Raw genomic sequence first — 16463 nt, forward strand, 5'->3', positions numbered from 1 at the left:
GGAGGTCACGCACGGGCAACAAGGCTGTAGCGCACAACGATCCTGTGTACTTACGTGCGTTACGGTCGCGGAAGCAGGTCCTGCTCGATGAACTCCCGTACGTGGTCGAGGACTTGCTCCCGTCCCGTGCCCGGGATCCCGACCGCCACATGCACACTGAAGCCGTCGAGCAAAGCCCTCGTACGGGTGGCGAACCGGTCCGGGTCGACCGCCCGGAACTCCCCCCGCGAGACCCCTTCGGCGAGGATCGCGACCAGGTCCCGGTGCCAGGCGCCCTCGATGGCGGCCTGCCGGACGCGGGCGTCGTCGTCGGCGTTCTGCGAGCGGTTCCAGACCTCCAGCCACAGCGTCCAGTGCGGGTCGCGCGGGCCGGTGGGCACGTACACGTCGACGTACCCGTCGAGCCGCTCGCGCGCCGTCCCCGGCCGGGCCAGCAGCGCGCTCCGCGCGGCGCCGAGCCGCCCCTCGCTCCACTCCAGGGTCTGGAGCAGCAGCTCGTCCTTGGTCCGGAAGTAGTAGAGCAGGTGCCCGCTGCTCATCCCGACCTGCCGCCCGAGCCCTGCCATGGTGAGCCCGTCGAGCCCGCGCTCGGCGATGGTGTCCATGGCCGCGGCCAGCACGTCCTCGCGGGGCGGGGCGGCCTGGTTGCGGCGGCGGGGGTGGGGTGGGGTCGGGTCGCTGCTCTGACTCACCCGTATGTTCTACAGGATGGCCCGAGCGGGTCCGTTCCCGGTCCACGCGCGGAGTTTCTCCGGGTTGCGGACGGCCCAGATGCGGGTGACCCGGCCCCCTTCGAGATCGAACGCGGCGACGGTCACGGTGACCCCGGTGTGCTGGGCGACGAGCCCGGGCCGGCCGTTGACCGTCCGCTCCAGGAGCCGCAGCCCCGGGGCCTTGTCGGCGATGTGGATCAGGTACGCGGCGATGTGCTCGCCGCCCTCGACCGGGTCGAGGACGGTGCCGACCAGGCCGCCGCCGTCGGCGACCATCGCGGCGTCGGGGTCGAGGAGGCCGACGAGGGCCTCGATGTCCCGGGCCTCCCACGCCTCCTTGAAGTGCCGCACCAGACCGGCCTGCCCCGCCGACGGGGCCGCGGGGGCCTGCGCGGCCCGCATGCGCCGGCGGCCCGAGGACGCGAGCTGCCGGCAGGCCGCGGGTGTCCGGTCGAGGGTCTCGGCGATCTCCGCGAAGGAGTACCGGAAGACGTCGTGGAGGACGAAGGCCACGCGCTCGGCGGGGGTCATCGACTCCAGGACGACGAGGAAGGCCATGCCGACCGACTCGTCCAGGGTGACCCGGTCGGCGGGGTCGTCCGCGCCGCCCCACTCCGCGCGGTCGGGAAGCGGCTCGGGTATCCACGCACCGACGTACCGCTCGCGCCGCGCCCGCGCCGAGCCGAGCACGTCGAGGCAGACCCGGCCGACGACCGTCGTCAGCCAGGCACCGGGCGAGGCGATGGCCTGCTGCTGCCGCGGGGACATCGCGTACCAGCGGGCGTACGTCTCCTGCACGGCGTCCTCGGCCTCGGCGAGTGAACCGAGCAACCGGTAGGCGACGTTGGTGAGATGGCGCCGCTCGCCGACGACGGCGCTCCGGTCCGGCCCCGACTCGGACTGTGTGCTCATGGTGCCGACCGCTCCCTGTTCCCCCGTGAGACCGACGGCTCGCCTCACATTTCGCGGGGCTGTGTCGTCGGACAGTCGAGAGAGTACCGATCCACCGCCGCGAGGCAGAAGAGAGGACCACATCATGGCCGTACAGACGACTCCGGCACCGGGCAGGTTCACGTTCGCGCAGGTCGCGATCGCCTTGCAGACCCTGGCCCTCTTCTTCCAGGCCGTCACCGCCGGAGCCCTGCTGTCCTCGTCCCTCGGTTACCAGATGCACGACATCGGATCGAAGGTGCTGTACGGCGCCTCGATGGTGTACGTGCTCGCCGCGGTCCTGGCGTGGCGACCGGGCGGAGGCTCCCCCCGCCCGATCCTGTACGCCTCCGGCTTCCTCGCGCTCGCCACGGTGCAGGTGGTGCTCGGCGTCGCGCACATGTCGGCGCTCCACGTCCCGCTGGGCATCGTGATGTTCACCCTGAGCGTCCTGGCTCTGGTCGCCGCGCTGCGGCCTACACGCGCGGCTGCTGCTGGGTGATGCAGTGGATGCCGCCGCCGCCCGCGAAGATCGTGCGCGCGTCGACGAGGGTGACCGTGCGCTCCGGGAAGAGGCGGCGGAAGATCTCGGCGGCGAGCTCGTCGTGCGGGTCGTCGAAGGCGCACAGGATCACGCCGTCGTTGCACAGGTAGTGGTTGATGTAGGAGTAGTCGACCCAGTCGCCCTCCTCGTCCTTGAGGACGGTGGGGGCCGGGATCTCGACGACCTCCAGGGGGCGGCCCTGCGCGTCCGTCTGGCCGCGGAGGATGCTCACGTACATCCGCGAGCGCTCGTAGTCCGGGTGGGCCGGGTCCTGCTGGCTGTGGACCAGGACCGTGCCGGGGCGGGCGAAGGCGGCGACGATGTCGACGTGGCCCTGGGTGCCGTAGAGGCCGTAGTCGCCGGCGAGGCCGTGCGGGAGCCAGATCGCCTTGGTGGTGCCGAGCCTGGCGTGGATCTCGGCCTCGACCTGCGCGCGGGTCCACTCCGGGTTGCGGCCCGAGCCGAGCTGGACGGTGTCGGTCAGCAGGACCGTGCCCTCGCCGTCGACGTGGATCGCGCCGCCCTCGTTGACGAGGAGGGAGGAGTGCACGGGGACCCCGGCGAGGTCCGCGACATGGCGGGCGATCTTCGAGTCGTGCTCCCAGCGGGCCCAGTCCTGGCCGCCCCAGCCGTTGAACACCCAGTCCACGGCGGCCAGTTCGGCGCCGTTCGTGACGAAGGTCGGGCCGATGTCCCGCATCCAGGCGTCGTCGAGGTCGCGCTCGACCAGCTCGACGTCCTCGCCGAGGAGGGCGCGGGCGGAGTCCGTGTCGCCGGGGGCGACGACCATCGTCACCGGCTCGTGGCGGCGTACGGCCCGGGCCACGGACGCCCAGGCGGCGCGCGCCTCGGCGAGCTCCTCGTCGTTGGTGAAGGTCGGGTTGGGGCTGGGCCAGGCCATCCAGGTGCGCTCGTGCGGCATCCACTCGGCGGGCATGCGGTACGTCATGGTTCGGGTCCTAGAGGAAGTAGAGGCGGTTGAGGGAGACGGACTCGGCCGCCTCGGAGCGGATCGGGGAGCCGTCGAGCGAGACGAGGCCCGTACGGTCGTCGACCTGTACGTCCCCGACCCGGGAGTTGAGGAGCAGGTCGGCGGGGCCGATGCCGCGCGTGCCGCGCACGGGGACGCGGCGGCGGCGGGTCGGCATCGCGTCGGAGCCGAGGTCGACGGCGGCCTGCGCCACGAACGCGACGGAGAGGTCGGCGGCCGTGGCGCCGTGCCCGCCGAACAGCGGCCCCAGGACGAGTGGTTCACAGGTGTCGGTGGCGGCGTTCGGATCGCCCACGACCCCCCACGCGGGGAAGCCGGACTTGAGCACCAGCTGCGGCTTGGCTCCGAAGAACTCCGGCCGCCACAGCACGATGTCGGCGAGCTTGCCGACCTCGATCGAGCCGATCTCGTGTGCGAGGCCGTGGGCGATCGCCGGGTTGATGGTGAGCTTGGCCAGGTAGCGCAGCACGCGCGCGTTGTCGTCGTGCGCGCCGTCGCCCTCCAGGGGCCCCAGCTCGGCCTTCATCTTCCCGGCCATGGCGAAGGTCCGGCGTACGGTCTCGCCGGCCCTTCCCATCCCCTGCGCGTCGGAGGAGGTGATCCCGATCGCGCCGAGGTCGTGCAGGACGTCCTCCGCACCCATCGTCCCGGCCCGGATCCGGTCGCGCGCCATCGCGGCGTCGCCCGGGAGGTCGGTCTTCAGGTCGTGGACGGAGACGATCATCCCGTAGTGCTCGGCTACCGCGTCGCGGCCGAAGGGCAGGGTGGGGTTGGTGGAGGAGCCGATGACGTTCGGCACGCCCGCCATCTTCAGGACGTTGGGGACGTGTCCGCCGCCGCAGCCCTCGATGTGGAAGGCGTGGATCGTCCGGCCTTCCAGGACGCTCAGGGTGTCCTCGACGGAGAGGCACTCGTTCAGGCCGTCACTGTGCAGGGCGACCTGGACGTCGTGCTCCTCCGCCACCCGCAGGGCCGTGTCCAGGGCCCGGGTGTGGGCACCCATGTCCTCGTGGACCTTGAAGCCGGACGCGCCGCCCTCCGCGAGGGCCTCCACCAGCGGCGCCGGGTCGGAGGACGAGCCCCGGGCGAGGAAGCCGATGTTGACGGGCCAGGCGTCGAAGGAGTTGAAGGCGTGGCGCAGCGCCCAGGGCGAGTTGACGCCGACGCCCCAGACCGGGCCGAACTCCTGGCCGATGACCGTGGTGACGCCGCTCGCGAGCGAGGCCTCCATGATCCGCGGCGAGAGCAGGTGGACGTGGGTGTCGACGGCTCCGGCGGTGGCGATGAGGCCCTCGCCGGAGACGATCGAGGTGCCGGTGCCGACGACGACGTCGACGCCGTCGAGCGTGTCGGGGTTCCCGGCCCGTCCGATGGCGTGGATCCGGCCCTCGCGGATGCCGATCGACACCTTGCGGATGCCGAGCACGGCGTCGATGACCAGGACGTTGCTGATGACGACGTCACAGGTCTCGCGGACGGCGGCCGCCTTGAGGTGGAGGCCGTCGCGGGCGGTCTTGCCGAAGCCGGCGAGGAACTCGTCGCCGTGCTTCTGGGAGTCGGACTCGACGCGGACGACGAGCCCGGAGTCGCCGAGGACGACGCGGTCCCCGGCGCGGGGGCCGTGCACGGAGGCGTACTCGTACGGGTCCATCAGTCGTCCTCCTCGCCGGGCAGAACGCCCAGGTAGCCGCATGCCCGCGCCCTGCGCAGGGCTTCTTCCTTCGCGCCGGGCGCGTCCAGCGGCCCGTCGACCAGACCCGCGAAACCGATGGCGACGCGCGCGCCGCCGATCGGCACGAGGCCGACCTCGGCCGCGCCGCCCGGGTCGAAGCGGAAGGAGGCGCCGGCCGGGATGGCGAGCCGCATGCCGTAGGCGGCGGCCCGGTCGAAGTCGAGGCGCGGGTTCGCCTCGAAGAAGTGGAAGTGGGAGGTGACGCTCACGGGCACGGTCGCCGTGTTCCGTACGGGAAGGGTGAGCGCGGGCGCGGGCTCCGGGTGCTCGGGGCCGGGCAGCAGCGCGCCCGGCGCCGCCTCACCCAGCCGTCCTCCCCCTGCCTCGCGGGGGGACCCCCAGCCGATCGGGTCGGAGACGACCGCGAGGCGGGAGCCGTCGTCGAAGACGGCCTCGACATGGACCTCGGTGACCACGTCCGCGACGCCCGGGAGGACGTCGTCGGGGCCGAGGACCGAGCGGGCCTCGGCGATCGCCTCGGCGAGTCGCTTGCCGTCGCGGGCCGCCTCGCAGACGGTGTCCGCGATGAGTGCGGTCGCCTCGGGGACATTGAGCCGCAGGCCCCGGGCCCGGCGGGCCCTGGCGAGCTCGGCGGCGCCGAAGAGCAGCAACCGGTCGCGTTCCGTGGGGGTCAGTCGCACGTCCGAAACACCTCCTGTTTGAGCGTCACTCTAAATGTTGAGAAGCCCGCTGCCAAGCATTGACGTGGCCGACGGGCATAGGTCACATTGAGCGTCACTCTAAATGTCTGGAAGCGCGAACCGCTCTCGCCCCGCTCCCCTCCCCAGGAGTCCTCATGCCGATAGAACAGCGCGGAGTCGACACCGTCCCCGAGGCCGAACGCACCAGCGGCCCCCGCGATCTCGTGGCGATCCTGCTCGGCTCCAACCTCTGTCTGGGGGTGATCGTCTTCGGCTGGCTCCCGGTCTCCTTCGGCCTCGACCTCTGGGCCTCGGTCACCTCGGTCGTCACCGGGACCGTCGTCGGCATCGCCGTCACCGCCCCGCTCGCGCTCGTCTCCCTCCGCACCGCCACCAACCTCTCCACCTCCTCCGGCGCCTTCTTCGGCGTCCGGGGCCGGCTCGTCGGCTCCGTGGTCGGGCTGCTGCTGTCGCTCGGCTACACCGCGCTGACGCTGTGGATCGGCGGGGACGTCATGGTGGGGACGCTGGCCCGGCTGGTCGGCCTGCCGACCGGCAGCGCCTCGCACGCCGTCGTCTACGCCCTGCTCGCCGCCGCCACGGCCGTCGCCGCGGTCTACGGCTACCGGCTGCTGCTCAAGCTGAGCAAGACGCTCGCGGTCGGCATGACCGTGCTCCTCGCGGTCGGTCTCGTCGCGTACGCCGGGGACTTCACCACGGCCGCCGTACCGGAGACCCCGTACCTGCTCGGCTCGTTCTGGCCGACGTGGCTGCTCTCCGCCGTCGCCGCCGGACTCAGCGGGCCGGTCGCCTTCATCACCCTGCTCGGCGACTACACCCGGTACGTCTCGCCCGCGCGGCACAGCGCGAAGAAGGTCTGGTACGCCACCTGCCTCGGCCTCCTCGTCGGCCTCCTGATCCCCCAGCTCTTCGGCACGGTCACCGCTCTCGCGTCCCGCGGGGCCCTCGACTACGCGGGGCCGCTCGTCGCCGCCTCGCCCGCCTGGTACCTGGTGCCGCTGCTCCTCGCGGCGACGGCCGGTTCCGTCGGCAACGCCGGGCTGATGCTGTACTCGATGGGGCTCGACCTCGACGCGATCCTGCCCCGCGCCACCCGGGCGCGCGCCACGCTCGTGGTCGCGGCGGTGGCGACGGCCTTCGTCTTCCTGGGCCACTTCGCCTCGGACGCCCAGACGGCGATGACCTCGTTCGTCCTGCTGCTCACCGCGATCGGCACCCCGTGGGCCGTGATCACCCTGATCGGGCACGTGCGGTGCGGCGGGACGTACGACCCGGAGGCGCTCCAGGTCTACAACAACCGCTCGCGCGGCGGGATCTACTGGTTCTCGGCGGGCTGGCACCCGCGCGCCACCGCCTCCTGGGCGATCGGCGCGGCGGTCGGGCTGGCCGGGGTGTCGACGCCGCTCTACGAGGGGCCGCTGCTCGCCCTGACGGGCGGGATCGACTGCAGCTTCGTGCTGTCGGGGGTGGCGGGCGGCGCGCTGTACGCCGTACTGACGCCGAACAGGGCTCCCGGGACCGTCACGGCCCCGGAAGCCCTGGCTGCCACGGAGTAGCGGCTGCCGCTCCGGCGAGCGGCGACTAGCCCAGCTCGTGCATCCAGCCGTGGGCGTCCGCGGCCCGGCCGGTCTGGACGGCGAGCAGCGCGTCGCGCAGCTTCATCGTGACCTCGCCGGGCTCGCCGCCCGACTGCTGCCACTCGCCCCGCTCGGACTTGACCGTGCCGACCGGGGTGATGACGGCGGCGGTGCCGCAGGCGAAGACCTCGGTCAGGGTGCCGTTGGCGGTGTCGGCCTGCCACTGGTCGATGGAGACGCGGCCCTCCTCCGGCTTCAGGCCGAGGTCCGCCGCCAGCTTGAGCAGCGAGTCACGGGTGATGCCGGCGAGCAGCGAACCGGTGAGGGTCGGGGTGACCAGCTTGTCGCCGTACACGAAGTACAGGTTCATGCCGCCGAGTTCCTCGACCCACTTGTGCTCCACGGCGTCGAGGTAGGCGACCTGGTCGCAGCCCTTCGCCGCCGCCTCGGCCTGCGCGAGCAGGGAGGCCGCGTAGTTGCCGCCGGTCTTGGCGTCGCCGACGCCGCCGGGGACGGCGCGGACGCGGTTCTCGGAGAGCCAGATCGAGACGGGCTTCACGCCACCGGGGAAGTACGGGCCGGCCGGGGAGGCGATGACGACGAAGAGGTACTCGTTGGCCGGGCGGACGCCCAGGCCGACCTCGGTCGCGATCATGAACGGACGCAGGTAGAGCGAGGCCTCGCCGCCGTGCGCCGGAACCCACGCCTTGTCCTGCTTGACGAGCAGGTCACAGGCCTCGACGAAGGTCTCGACGGGCAGCTCCGGCATGGCCAGCCGGCGGGCCGAGGCCTGGAAGCGGCGGGCGTTGGCGTCCGGGCGGAAGCTGGCGACCGAGCCGTCGGGGCGGCGGTAGGCCTTCAGACCCTCGAAGATCTCCTGCGCGTAGTGCAGGACGTTGGTGGCCGGATCCAGGTGCAGCGGGCCGTACGGCACGAGCTGGCCGTCGTGCCAGCCGCGGCCCTCGGTCCACTTGATGGTGACCATGTGGTCGGTGAAGTGGCGGCCGAATCCCGGGTTGGCCAGGATCGCCTCGCGCTCCGCGTCGGACAGCGGGCTGGAGGAGGGCTTGAGCTCGATCGTGGGCGTCATCATGAGTGCGTGTCCTTCACCGGTTGTGTGTGTAGGACCGCGCACACGCCTCGGTCAGCGACCGAGGCCCATGACTGCGTGGACGTCCGAGCATGCCCGTATGCCACGGCCCCACGTCCGATTATCGCTCGCGGGGACCGGTGCGGGAAACGGGTGAACGCGGTCCAGGGTTCGATGGTGGCACCCTGCGGCCGCACAGGTACAGCCGCCGGGTGCAGGTGCGACCCGGCGGCTGCTGTCAGATGTCAGTCGGCTGCGCGGGTCAGCTCGCTACTCGCGCGGCGAGCGCGTCGCCGACCTCGGCCGTCGTACGGACGGCGCTGCCCCGCTCGGTGAGGTCGGCCGAGACGGCCTCCTCGACCCGGACGGCCTCGGTCTCGTAGCCGAGGTGGCGCAGCAGGAGGGCGACGGAGAGGACGGTGGCCGTGGGGTCGGCCTTGCCCTGGCCCGCGATGTCCGGCGCGGAGCCGTGTACCGGCTCGAACATGGACGGGAACTCGCCGCTCGGGTTGATGTTGCCCGACGCGGCGACGCCGATGCCGCCGGAGACGGCCGCGGCGAGGTCGGTGATGATGTCGCCGAAGAGGTTGTCGGTGACGATGACGTCGAAGCGGGCCGGGTCGGTGACGAGGAAGATCGTCGCGGCGTCGACGTGCAGGTAGTCCGTGGTGACCTCGGGGAACTCCGCGGCGACCTTGGTGAAGATGTCCGTCCAGAGGTGGCCGGCGAACGTCAGCACGTTGTTCTTGTGGACCAGCGTCAGCTTCTTGCGCGGACGGGCCTGGGCGCGGGCGAAGGCGTCCCGGACGACCCGCTCGACACCGAAGGCGGTGTTGACCGAGACCTCGGTGGCGACCTCGTGCGGGGTGCCCTTGCGGATGGTGCCGCCGTTGCCGGTGTACGGACCCTCGGTGCCCTCGCGGACCACGACGAAGTCGATCTCGGGCTGGCCGGCGAGCGGGGTGGCGACGCCGGGGAGCAGCTTCGAGGGGCGCAGGTTGACGTGGTGGTCGAAGGCGAAGCGGAGCTTCAGCAGGAAGCCGCGCTCCAGGACTCCGGACGGCACCGACGGGTCGCCGATGGCGCCGAGCAGGATGGCGTCGTGCTTCTTGAGGGAGGCGAGATCGGCGTCGGTGAGGGTCTCACCGGTGGCGTGGTAGCGCTTGGCGCCGAAGTCGTACTCCTCGGTCTCCAGCTTCACGTCCTGGGGAAGGACGGCCGAGAGGACCTTGAGGCCCTCGGCCACGACCTCCTGGCCGATGCCGTCGCCGGGAATGACTGCGAGATTGATGCTGTGAGACATGTCGGCACCCTACTCTTCGTCCCATCGTCTGACACGTTCCGTCCATCATGTGGACGAACGGACAGCCCGAACGGGCGACCGGAGCCGCGCCGGGTCCCGTGCGGAGGCCCCGGCGCAGCTGCGGATCAGTGACCGGTGGAGCCGCCGTTGTCACGGCGGTCGAGGGCGCGCTGGAGGGCGGCGGCCGCGTTCCGGCGGGCCTCGTCGTTGGAACGGGCGGCGGAGTGGCGGACGCGGCGGGCGGTCTGAGTTGCCATGAGGGATCGACTCCTTGAGATCAGTGATGATCCGAAAGTGCGGAGATCAGTGGTGATCGAAGGCGCCGGCAGGGGCGGGGAGCGCCGCCGCAGGGGTTGCCTGCACAGGGGCGTCGCGCTCTCGACCGCCATTCGCTGATGTAGCGAGACGTTCGGCTTCTACAAAGCTAGGGCAGGGCGCCGCATCTGTCTCCACAATTACTCGGACTTCCTACTATCTGAGACGGCGTGGGACCGAGAGTCCCCCGAGGGCCTCCCGAGGGTCACCCCGCGACAGCCCGCAGCTCCCGGATGAGGGCGCGCACGGCGAGCGAGGCCGCCAGCTCGGGAGTGGTGACATAGCCCACCGAACGCGTCGGGCGCTCCGGGCCGAGATCGGTGATCTCGACGGAGGGCGGTGCTCCGGCCAGGGAGAGCTCCGGCATCACGGCCATCCCGTAACCGGTGCTCACCATCGCGAGCACCGCTCCGTCGTCCTCCGCCTGCACCGTCGCGGGCGGCAGCCACTCCTGCCCGGCCCACCATTCCCTGGTGTACGAGGTGCAGTTCTCGGTCCAGTCGACCAGCGGCAGCGAGCGCGGCGCCGGATGCCCCGCCGGGTGCACCAGCGCGTACCCCTCCTCGAGCAGGACGCCCCCGACCAGCTCGGGCGGCACGGGCGAGGTGGTCCCGATGGTCGCGATCCCCAGGTCCGCCCGCCCGTCGAGGACTTCACCGGCCGTGCCGCGCCCGACCTCCCGTACGATCCGCACCTCGGGCACGAGCTCCGGGTGTCGCTCCGTCAGCCGCCCGAGGACACGCGGCAGCAGATGAAGCGCCGCGCTGCGGAAGGCCGCGATCCGCAGCGGCCCGGCGAGGGCGGCGGGTCCGGTGCCGCTTCCCGCGCCGCGCACCTCGGCCGCCATGACGTCCAGGAGCCGGAGCACCCGCCGGGCGTGCGCGAGGGCCCGCTCGCCCGCCGCCGTCGGAGTGGCGCCGCTCCGGCCCCGCTCGAAGAGGACGGCGCCCAGCTTGCGTTCGCTGCCCCGCACCGAGTGCGAGACGGCCGACTGGGTCATGCCGAGGGCGACGGCGGCGGCGGAGAAGCCCCGCTCGCGGTCGACGGCCACCAGGACGCGCAGTTCGCGCGGGGCCAGGTCCTCGGTCATCACGGCTCCCACCTCGTCGTATGAGCGGCATTCATGGATGGGCCGCAGCCATCGACGCTACCCCCTGCCCGGGCAGCGGATCGCCTCCTACGGTCGGGCCCATGACGAACGACACCATGATCACCGTCCAGCAGACCGCCCGCCCCGCCGGCTTCCCCACGCCCGCCCACTTCGCCTTCGTCGAGTCCCCCGTCCCGGCCCCCGAGCCGGGCACCGCCCTCGTCGAGAACGTCCTGTGGTCCGTCGACCCGTACCACCGCGAGGCGATGGACACGGACGAGATCTGGACCCTGAACTCCCCCATGGAGGGCCGCACGCTGGGCCGCGTGCTCGACTCCCGCGACCCGGCCCTGCGCCCCGGCGACCTCGTCCTGCACCGCAGGGGCTGGCGCACCCACGCCCTGGTCACGAGGGACGAGGCGCGCCCGGTCCCGGACCTCGGCCCCGGCGTCCCGCTCGCCGCCCACCTGAGCCTGCTCGGCGGTACGGGCCTGTCGGCCTACGTGGGCCTGACCCGGATCGCGCGGCTCCAGCCGGGCGAGGACCTCTTCGTCTCCGCGGCGGCCGGCGGGGTGGGCACGGCGGCGGGCCGGCTCGCCCGGCTGCTGGGCGCGGGGCGGCTCGTGGGCAGCGCGGGTTCGGCGCGGAAGGCGGCGTACCTGACGGAGCGGGTCGGGTTCGACGCGGCCTTCGACTACCACGACGGGCCGGTCGGCGAACTGCTCGCGAAGGCGGCCCCGACGGGGCTCGACGCGGTCCTGGACGGGGTGGGCGGCGAGCACCTGGAGGCCTCGATCGCCGCGCTGCGCCCGTTCGGCCGGATCGCCTGGGTGGGCGCGGTGGGCCAGTACCACTCGCTCTCCGCTCCCCCGCCGGCCCCGCGCAACCTCTTCGACGTGGTCGGCAAGAGCATCCGGCTCGAAGGCTTCCTCGTCGGCAACCACACGGACGCCCTGGAGGAGCTGTACGAGCTCGCCGTCCCGCACCTGCGCAGCGGTGCGCTGCCCCTGGACGTGACGGTGGTGGAGGGCTTCGGGAACATCGTCGGGGCGTTCCTGGGGATGCTGCGCGGCGAGAACCTCGGAAAGATGCTGGTCGCCGCGTGAGGCCGGGCGAGCCCGGCACTCCTATCTAGTTTGCATTCCTACCTAGCTGGTGCTCCAATACAGCCATGGCCGCAGACCGCAGATCCAGCTGGCTCAAGGGAGTCCTCGACCTGCTCGTCCTCTCCCGCCTGACCGACGGGGAGAGCTACGGGTACGAGATCGCCAAGGCGCTCGCCGAGGCGGGCCTCGGCGAGATCAAGGGCGGGACGCTCTATCCCGTGCTGAACCGCCTGGAGGAAGCCGGTCTGGTGGAGGCCGAGTTCCGCGCCGCCGAGCGCGGTCCCGGCCGCCGCTACTACCGGCTCACCGAGCGGGGGCGCGAGCACCTCGCCACCGAGAGCCGCGACTGGCTGCGCTTCCACCGCGCCGTCGAGACCACGCTGCACCCAGGGGGAAAGACGACATGAGCACGACCACGGACTCCGAGCCGTACTTCACCGAGCTGGCCGAGGCCCTGCGCGCCGCGGGCGTGCCGGAGGAGCAGATCACCGCCACGGTCGAGGACCTCCGGGGCCACCTCGCCGAGACGGGTGCGCACCCGGAGGAGGAGTTCGGCCCGGCCGCCGCCTTCGCGGCGCAGCTCGGCGGGCTCGCCCCGCGGCCCGCCGAGCCGGACGAGCGGGCGGAGAGCTGGACCTGGACGGCCGACATCTTCAACGACGTCCGCATGCTCGCCGTCCACGGCGACGAGGGCTGGGAGGTGGAGTCCCTGGACTCGATCGGCCGGTTCGTCTGCCGCCGCTCCACGACCGCGGCGCTGCGGTGGGAGTACCGCCGCGAGGTCGTCACCGGCCGGCGCCGGACGAAGGTCCTGGCCGAGCTGGAGCCCGAGGGCTGGGAGCTGTGCGGCGAGTGGCTGGTGTACGGCTACTTCAAGCGGCCCCGCGCGGCGACGGCGGGCCCGGAGGGCGCCCTGGAGGCCCCGCCTGCCACCCCTCTCCGGACGCTGTTCCTGAGCCGCCGCGGCAAGCTGGCGCTCGCGGTGTGGCTCGTGGTGGTCAGCGCCGCGGCGGCGGCCTGCTTCATCGGGGTGCTCGGCATGGGCGGGCTCGCGATCACGATCGCCCTCGTCTCCATGTTCTCGTCCCTGGTCACGTCCCATCTGGAGACGACCAAGGGACGCGAGGAGCAGCACCGCCCCAAGGCCTGACCCTCCCTCACCCCACGTCACAGCACGTCGCCGTCCCGCCAGTCGAAGACGAGCGGGGCGGCGCGGTCGGGCAGCGGGCGCCCTGCGGCGGGGCGCAGGAAAGTCGACCCCTCCTCCTCCGCGAGCCGGACGATCCCCTCGGGAGCGAGGACCTCGATCCGTCCCTCCCAGAGCCGCCAGCCGCGCGCCCGGTAGAGCGCGGCGCCCTCGTCCGAGGCGCTGAGCGCCCCGAAGGCGTACGCGCCGTCGATGACCCGCTCGAGTCCGTCCATGACCGCCCCGCCGAGCCCCCGCCGCCTGAGGTCGCCCCGGACGGCGACCCCCTCGACGTACCCGATCCGGTACGAACGCCCCTGGTGGAGCACCCGCCGCAGGACGACGGCGCCGTGCGCGGCGATGCCGCGCCCGTCCTCGATCCAGGCGTGGACACCGCCGAGCGCGTGGTCCCAGTCCTCGTCGTCGAAGTCGCCGTCGAAGGCCGAGTCCAGCATCTCGCGGACGGAACGGAGCCGGTCGGCCCCGAGCTCATGGGTAGGCGCGATCCTCAAGGTCATGCGCTCACCCTCCCACCATCTCGCCTAACCCCTTAAATGCCATTGACAGGTTAGCCAGGGCCTGATTGGGTCGATCCATCAAGCCGCAACCAGTGAGACGCACTTAAGGGGTTAGAACGATGTCCGTGCTGCCGATCCACCACCGCACCGCCACCGTCCGCGGCCACGAGATCGCGTACCGCGAGGCCGGCCCGGCCGACGCCCCAGCCCTGCTCCTGCTGCACGGCTTCCCCACCAGCTCCCGCATGTTCCGCGACCTGATCCCGCTGCTCGCCGGCGACTACCGGCTCATCGCCCCCGACCACCTGGGCTTCGGCCGCAGCGCCGCCCCCTCCGCCGCCGAGTTCGACTACACCTTCGCCGAACTGGCGGCGCTCACCGCCGAGTTCACCGACACCCTCGGCCTGGAGCGGTTCGCGCTCTACATCCAGGACTACGGCGCCCCCATCGGCCTGCGCCTCGCCCTCGCCCACCCCGAGCGGATCACCGCGATCATCAGCCAGAACGGCAACGCCTACGAGGAGGGCCTCGGCGCCGAGGCCTGGGCCCCGGTCCTCGCCCTGATCGAGAACCGCACGCCCGGGACCGAGGAGCCGGTCCGCGGCATCCGCTCCCTCGACGGCATCCGCTGGCAGTACGAGACGGGCGTCCCCACCGAGTACCTCGACCTCCTCGACCCGGACGCCTGGCACCACGACGCCGCCCTGATGGCCCGCGAGGGCCAGGACGAGATCCAGCTCGGCCTCATCGCCGACTACGGCTCCAACTTCGCCCTCTACCCGGCCTTCCAGGAGTACTTCCGCACCTCCCGGGTCCCGCTTCTCGCCGTCTGGGGCGAGGGCGACCAGGTCTTCGTCCCGGCGGGCGCCGAGGCCTTCCGCCGCGACCTCCCGGACGCCGAGATCCACCTGCTCCCCACGGGCCACTTCGCCCTGGAGACCCACGCACCGCGGATCGCCGCGCTGATCGGCGACTTCCTGAAGCGGCGGGTCGGGGAATGAGAACCGCCCCCGTCCTCAGTTGGGGGACCGAGGAGGGGGGCGGTGATCAGGGGCCTCTACGAGGCGGGGGGCGTCAGCCCATGTGGGGGTAGCCGTACTCGGTCGGCGGGACCAGCGTCTCCTTGATGGCGCGGGTCAGCGTCCAGCGCATCAGGTTCTGCGGGGCGCCGGCCTTGTCGTTCGTACCCGAGGCACGGCCGCCGCCGAAGGGCTGCTGGCCGACGACGGCGCCGGTCGACTTGTCGTTGATGTAGAAGTTGCCCGCCGCGAAGCGGAGCTTCTCCATCGTGTACGCGGCGGCCGCGCGGTCGCCGGAGATGACCGAGCCGGTGAGGGCGTAGTCCGAGACCGACTCCATCTGGGTCAGCATCTCGTCGTACTTCTCGTCCTCGTAGACGTGGATCGCGAGGATCGGGCCGAAGTACTCGGCCTTGAAGACCTCGTTCTCCGGGTCGGTGCAGGCGATGACGGTCGGGCGGACGAAGTAGCCCACCGAGTCGTCGTAGGTGCCACCGGCGATGATCGTGCAGGTCGGGTCGGCCGCGGCACGGTCGATCGCGGCCTTGTTCTTGGCGAACGAGCGCTCGTCGATGACGGCGCCGATGAAGTTCGACAGGTCGGTGACGTCACCCATGGTGATGCCGTCGACCTCGGCCGCGAACTCCTCCTTGAAGCCGTCGTTCCAGATGGAGGCCGGGACGTAGGCGCGCGAGGACGCGGAGCACTTCTGGCCCTGGAACTCGAAGGAGCCACGGGTCAGCGCGGTCTTCAGGATGGCGCGGTCGGCGCTCGGGTGGGCGACGACGAAGTCCTTGCCGCCGGTCTCGCCGACGATCCGCGGGTACGAGCGGTACTTCTCGATGTTCGTACCGACCGTCTTCCACAGGTGCTGGAAGGTCTTGGTCGAGCCGGTGAAGTGGATGCCGGCCAGGTCGGGGTGGTTCAGGGCCACCTCGGAGACGGCGATGCCGTCGCCGGTCACCAGGTTGATGACGCCCTTCGGCAGGCCGGCCTCCTCCAGGAGCTCCATGAGGAGCACGGCGGAGTGGGTCTGCGTCGGGGACGGCTTCCAGACCACCACGTTGCCCATGAGGGCGGGGGCGGTGGGCAGGTTGCCCGCGATGGCCGTGAAGTTGAACGGCGTGATCGCGTAGACGAAGCCCTCCAGCGGGCGGTGGTCCAGACGGTTCCACACACCCGGGGAGTTGGCCGGCGGCTGCTCGGCCAGGATCTGGCGGGCGTACGCCACGTTGAAGCGCCAGAAGTCGACGAGCTCGCACGGGGTGTCGATCTCGGCCTGCTGGGCGGTCTTCGACTGGCCGAGCATCGTGGACGCGGCCAGCGTCTCGCGCCACGGGCCTGCGAGCAGCTCGGCGGCGCGCAGGATGATCGCGGCGCGGTCGTCGAAGGCCATCGCGCGCCAGGCCGGAGCCGCGGCGAGGGCGGCGTCGACGGCGTCCTGGGCGTCCTGGGTGGTGGCGCCGCGGAAGGTGCCGATGACGGCCTTGTGGTTGTGCGGCTGGACGACCTTGAACTCCTCGCCGCCGCCGAGGCGCTTCACGCCGCCGATGGTCATCGGCAGCTCGCGCGGGTTCTCGGCCAGCTCCTTGAGCTTGACCTCGAGACGGGCGCGCTCGGGCGAGCCGGGGGCGTAGCTGTGCACCGGCTCGTTGACCGGAGCGGGGACCTGGGTGACAGCGTCCAT

At 72.1% G+C, this 16463-nt stretch carries 17 protein-coding genes; 6 read left to right on the top strand and 11 right to left on the bottom strand.

The features are described from left to right. Positions 1-59: 59 nt before the first annotated feature. Positions 60-605 (bottom strand): TetR/AcrR family transcriptional regulator, encoded by a 546-nt coding sequence (locus DEJ46_RS11470; RefSeq protein ID WP_223835457.1) that lies wholly within the window; start codon positions 603-605, stop codon positions 60-62. A gap of 96 nt (positions 606-701) precedes the next feature. Next, entirely contained in the window at positions 702-1625 is a 924-nt protein-coding gene (sigJ, locus tag DEJ46_RS11475; protein ID WP_150265759.1) for an RNA polymerase sigma factor SigJ, read from the bottom strand. Between the two features lie 124 nt (positions 1626-1749). Between sigJ and DEJ46_RS11480 the strand changes: the two genes are divergently transcribed. Then, a complete protein-coding gene (locus DEJ46_RS11480; protein ID WP_150265761.1) occupies positions 1750-2145 on the top strand; it encodes a hypothetical protein in 396 nt (131 codons plus the stop codon). Here the strand turns inward: DEJ46_RS11480 and DEJ46_RS11485 are convergent. Genes DEJ46_RS11485 through ureA form a run of 3 tightly spaced genes read right to left on the bottom strand, consistent with a single transcriptional unit; the run spans position 2120 to position 5551 of the window. Then, a complete protein-coding gene (locus tag DEJ46_RS11485; RefSeq protein ID WP_150265763.1) occupies positions 2120-3136 on the bottom strand; it encodes an agmatine/peptidylarginine deiminase in 1017 nt (338 codons plus the stop codon). The genes DEJ46_RS11480 and DEJ46_RS11485 overlap by 26 nt on opposite strands. Before the next feature lie 10 nt (positions 3137-3146). Beyond that, positions 3147-4829: an urease subunit alpha gene (locus DEJ46_RS11490; protein WP_150265765.1), complete on the bottom strand. Its 1683-nt coding sequence runs from the start codon at positions 4827-4829 to the stop codon at positions 3147-3149. After that, entirely contained in the window at positions 4829-5551 is a 723-nt protein-coding gene (gene ureA / locus DEJ46_RS11495) for an urease subunit gamma (protein ID WP_150265767.1), read from the bottom strand. The genes DEJ46_RS11490 and ureA overlap by 1 nt, the downstream gene beginning before the upstream one ends. A 155-nt stretch (positions 5552-5706) precedes the next feature. Here ureA and DEJ46_RS11500 point away from each other — a divergent pair, with 155 nt between their 5' ends. Next, positions 5707-7128 (top strand): cytosine permease, encoded by a 1422-nt coding sequence (locus DEJ46_RS11500; RefSeq protein ID WP_150265769.1) that lies wholly within the window; start codon positions 5707-5709, stop codon positions 7126-7128. 25 nt (positions 7129-7153) lie between these two features. Here the strand turns inward: DEJ46_RS11500 and DEJ46_RS11505 are convergent, their stop codons facing one another. From DEJ46_RS11505 to DEJ46_RS11515, 4 genes are all read right to left on the bottom strand, one after another. Next, positions 7154-8242 (bottom strand): branched-chain amino acid aminotransferase, encoded by a 1089-nt coding sequence (locus DEJ46_RS11505; RefSeq protein WP_150265771.1) that lies wholly within the window; start codon positions 8240-8242, stop codon positions 7154-7156. A gap of 259 nt (positions 8243-8501) precedes the next feature. After that, positions 8502-9542, bottom strand: a complete 1041-nt coding sequence (locus DEJ46_RS11510; protein ID WP_150265773.1) for a 3-isopropylmalate dehydrogenase — start codon at positions 9540-9542, stop codon at positions 8502-8504. A gap of 125 nt (positions 9543-9667) precedes the next feature. After that, positions 9668-9799: a hypothetical protein gene (locus DEJ46_RS40490; RefSeq protein WP_263411748.1), complete on the bottom strand. Its 132-nt coding sequence runs from the start codon at positions 9797-9799 to the stop codon at positions 9668-9670. Between the two features lie 263 nt (positions 9800-10062). Then, the gene (locus DEJ46_RS11515; protein WP_150265775.1) at positions 10063-10947 is read right to left on the bottom strand and encodes a LysR family transcriptional regulator; all 885 of its coding nucleotides are present in this window, start codon (positions 10945-10947) and stop codon (positions 10063-10065) included. A 101-nt stretch (positions 10948-11048) separates the two neighbouring features. Between DEJ46_RS11515 and DEJ46_RS11520 the strand changes: the two genes are divergently transcribed. From DEJ46_RS11520 to DEJ46_RS11530, 3 genes are all read left to right on the top strand, one after another. Beyond that, positions 11049-12053: an MDR family NADP-dependent oxidoreductase gene (locus DEJ46_RS11520; RefSeq protein WP_150265777.1), complete on the top strand. Its 1005-nt coding sequence runs from the start codon at positions 11049-11051 to the stop codon at positions 12051-12053. Between the two features lie 65 nt (positions 12054-12118). Further along, complete coding sequence (locus DEJ46_RS11525) at positions 12119-12460, top strand: PadR family transcriptional regulator (RefSeq protein ID WP_150265779.1); 342 nt, start codon at positions 12119-12121, stop codon at positions 12458-12460. Further along, complete coding sequence (locus tag DEJ46_RS11530; RefSeq protein ID WP_150265781.1) at positions 12457-13203, top strand: hypothetical protein; 747 nt, start codon at positions 12457-12459, stop codon at positions 13201-13203. Before DEJ46_RS11525 ends, DEJ46_RS11530 begins: the two co-directional genes overlap by 4 nt. Positions 13204-13220: 17 nt before the next feature. Here DEJ46_RS11530 and DEJ46_RS11535 read toward each other — a convergent pair whose 3' ends face one another. After that, a complete protein-coding gene (locus DEJ46_RS11535; protein ID WP_150265782.1) occupies positions 13221-13757 on the bottom strand; it encodes a GNAT family N-acetyltransferase in 537 nt (178 codons plus the stop codon). A gap of 119 nt (positions 13758-13876) precedes the next feature. Here DEJ46_RS11535 and DEJ46_RS11540 point away from each other — a divergent pair, with 119 nt between their 5' ends. Continuing rightward, a complete protein-coding gene (locus DEJ46_RS11540) occupies positions 13877-14758 on the top strand; it encodes an alpha/beta fold hydrolase (protein WP_190622581.1) in 882 nt (293 codons plus the stop codon). Between the two features lie 73 nt (positions 14759-14831). On the opposite strand, the gene pruA is transcribed toward DEJ46_RS11540, so the two are convergent. Then, positions 14832-16463, bottom strand: a complete 1632-nt coding sequence (pruA, locus tag DEJ46_RS11545; RefSeq protein WP_056644359.1) for an L-glutamate gamma-semialdehyde dehydrogenase — start codon at positions 16461-16463, stop codon at positions 14832-14834.

The organism is Streptomyces venezuelae (genome assembly GCF_008642375.1).
GTDB classification, from domain to species: domain Bacteria; phylum Actinomycetota; class Actinomycetes; order Streptomycetales; family Streptomycetaceae; genus Streptomyces; species Streptomyces venezuelae_G.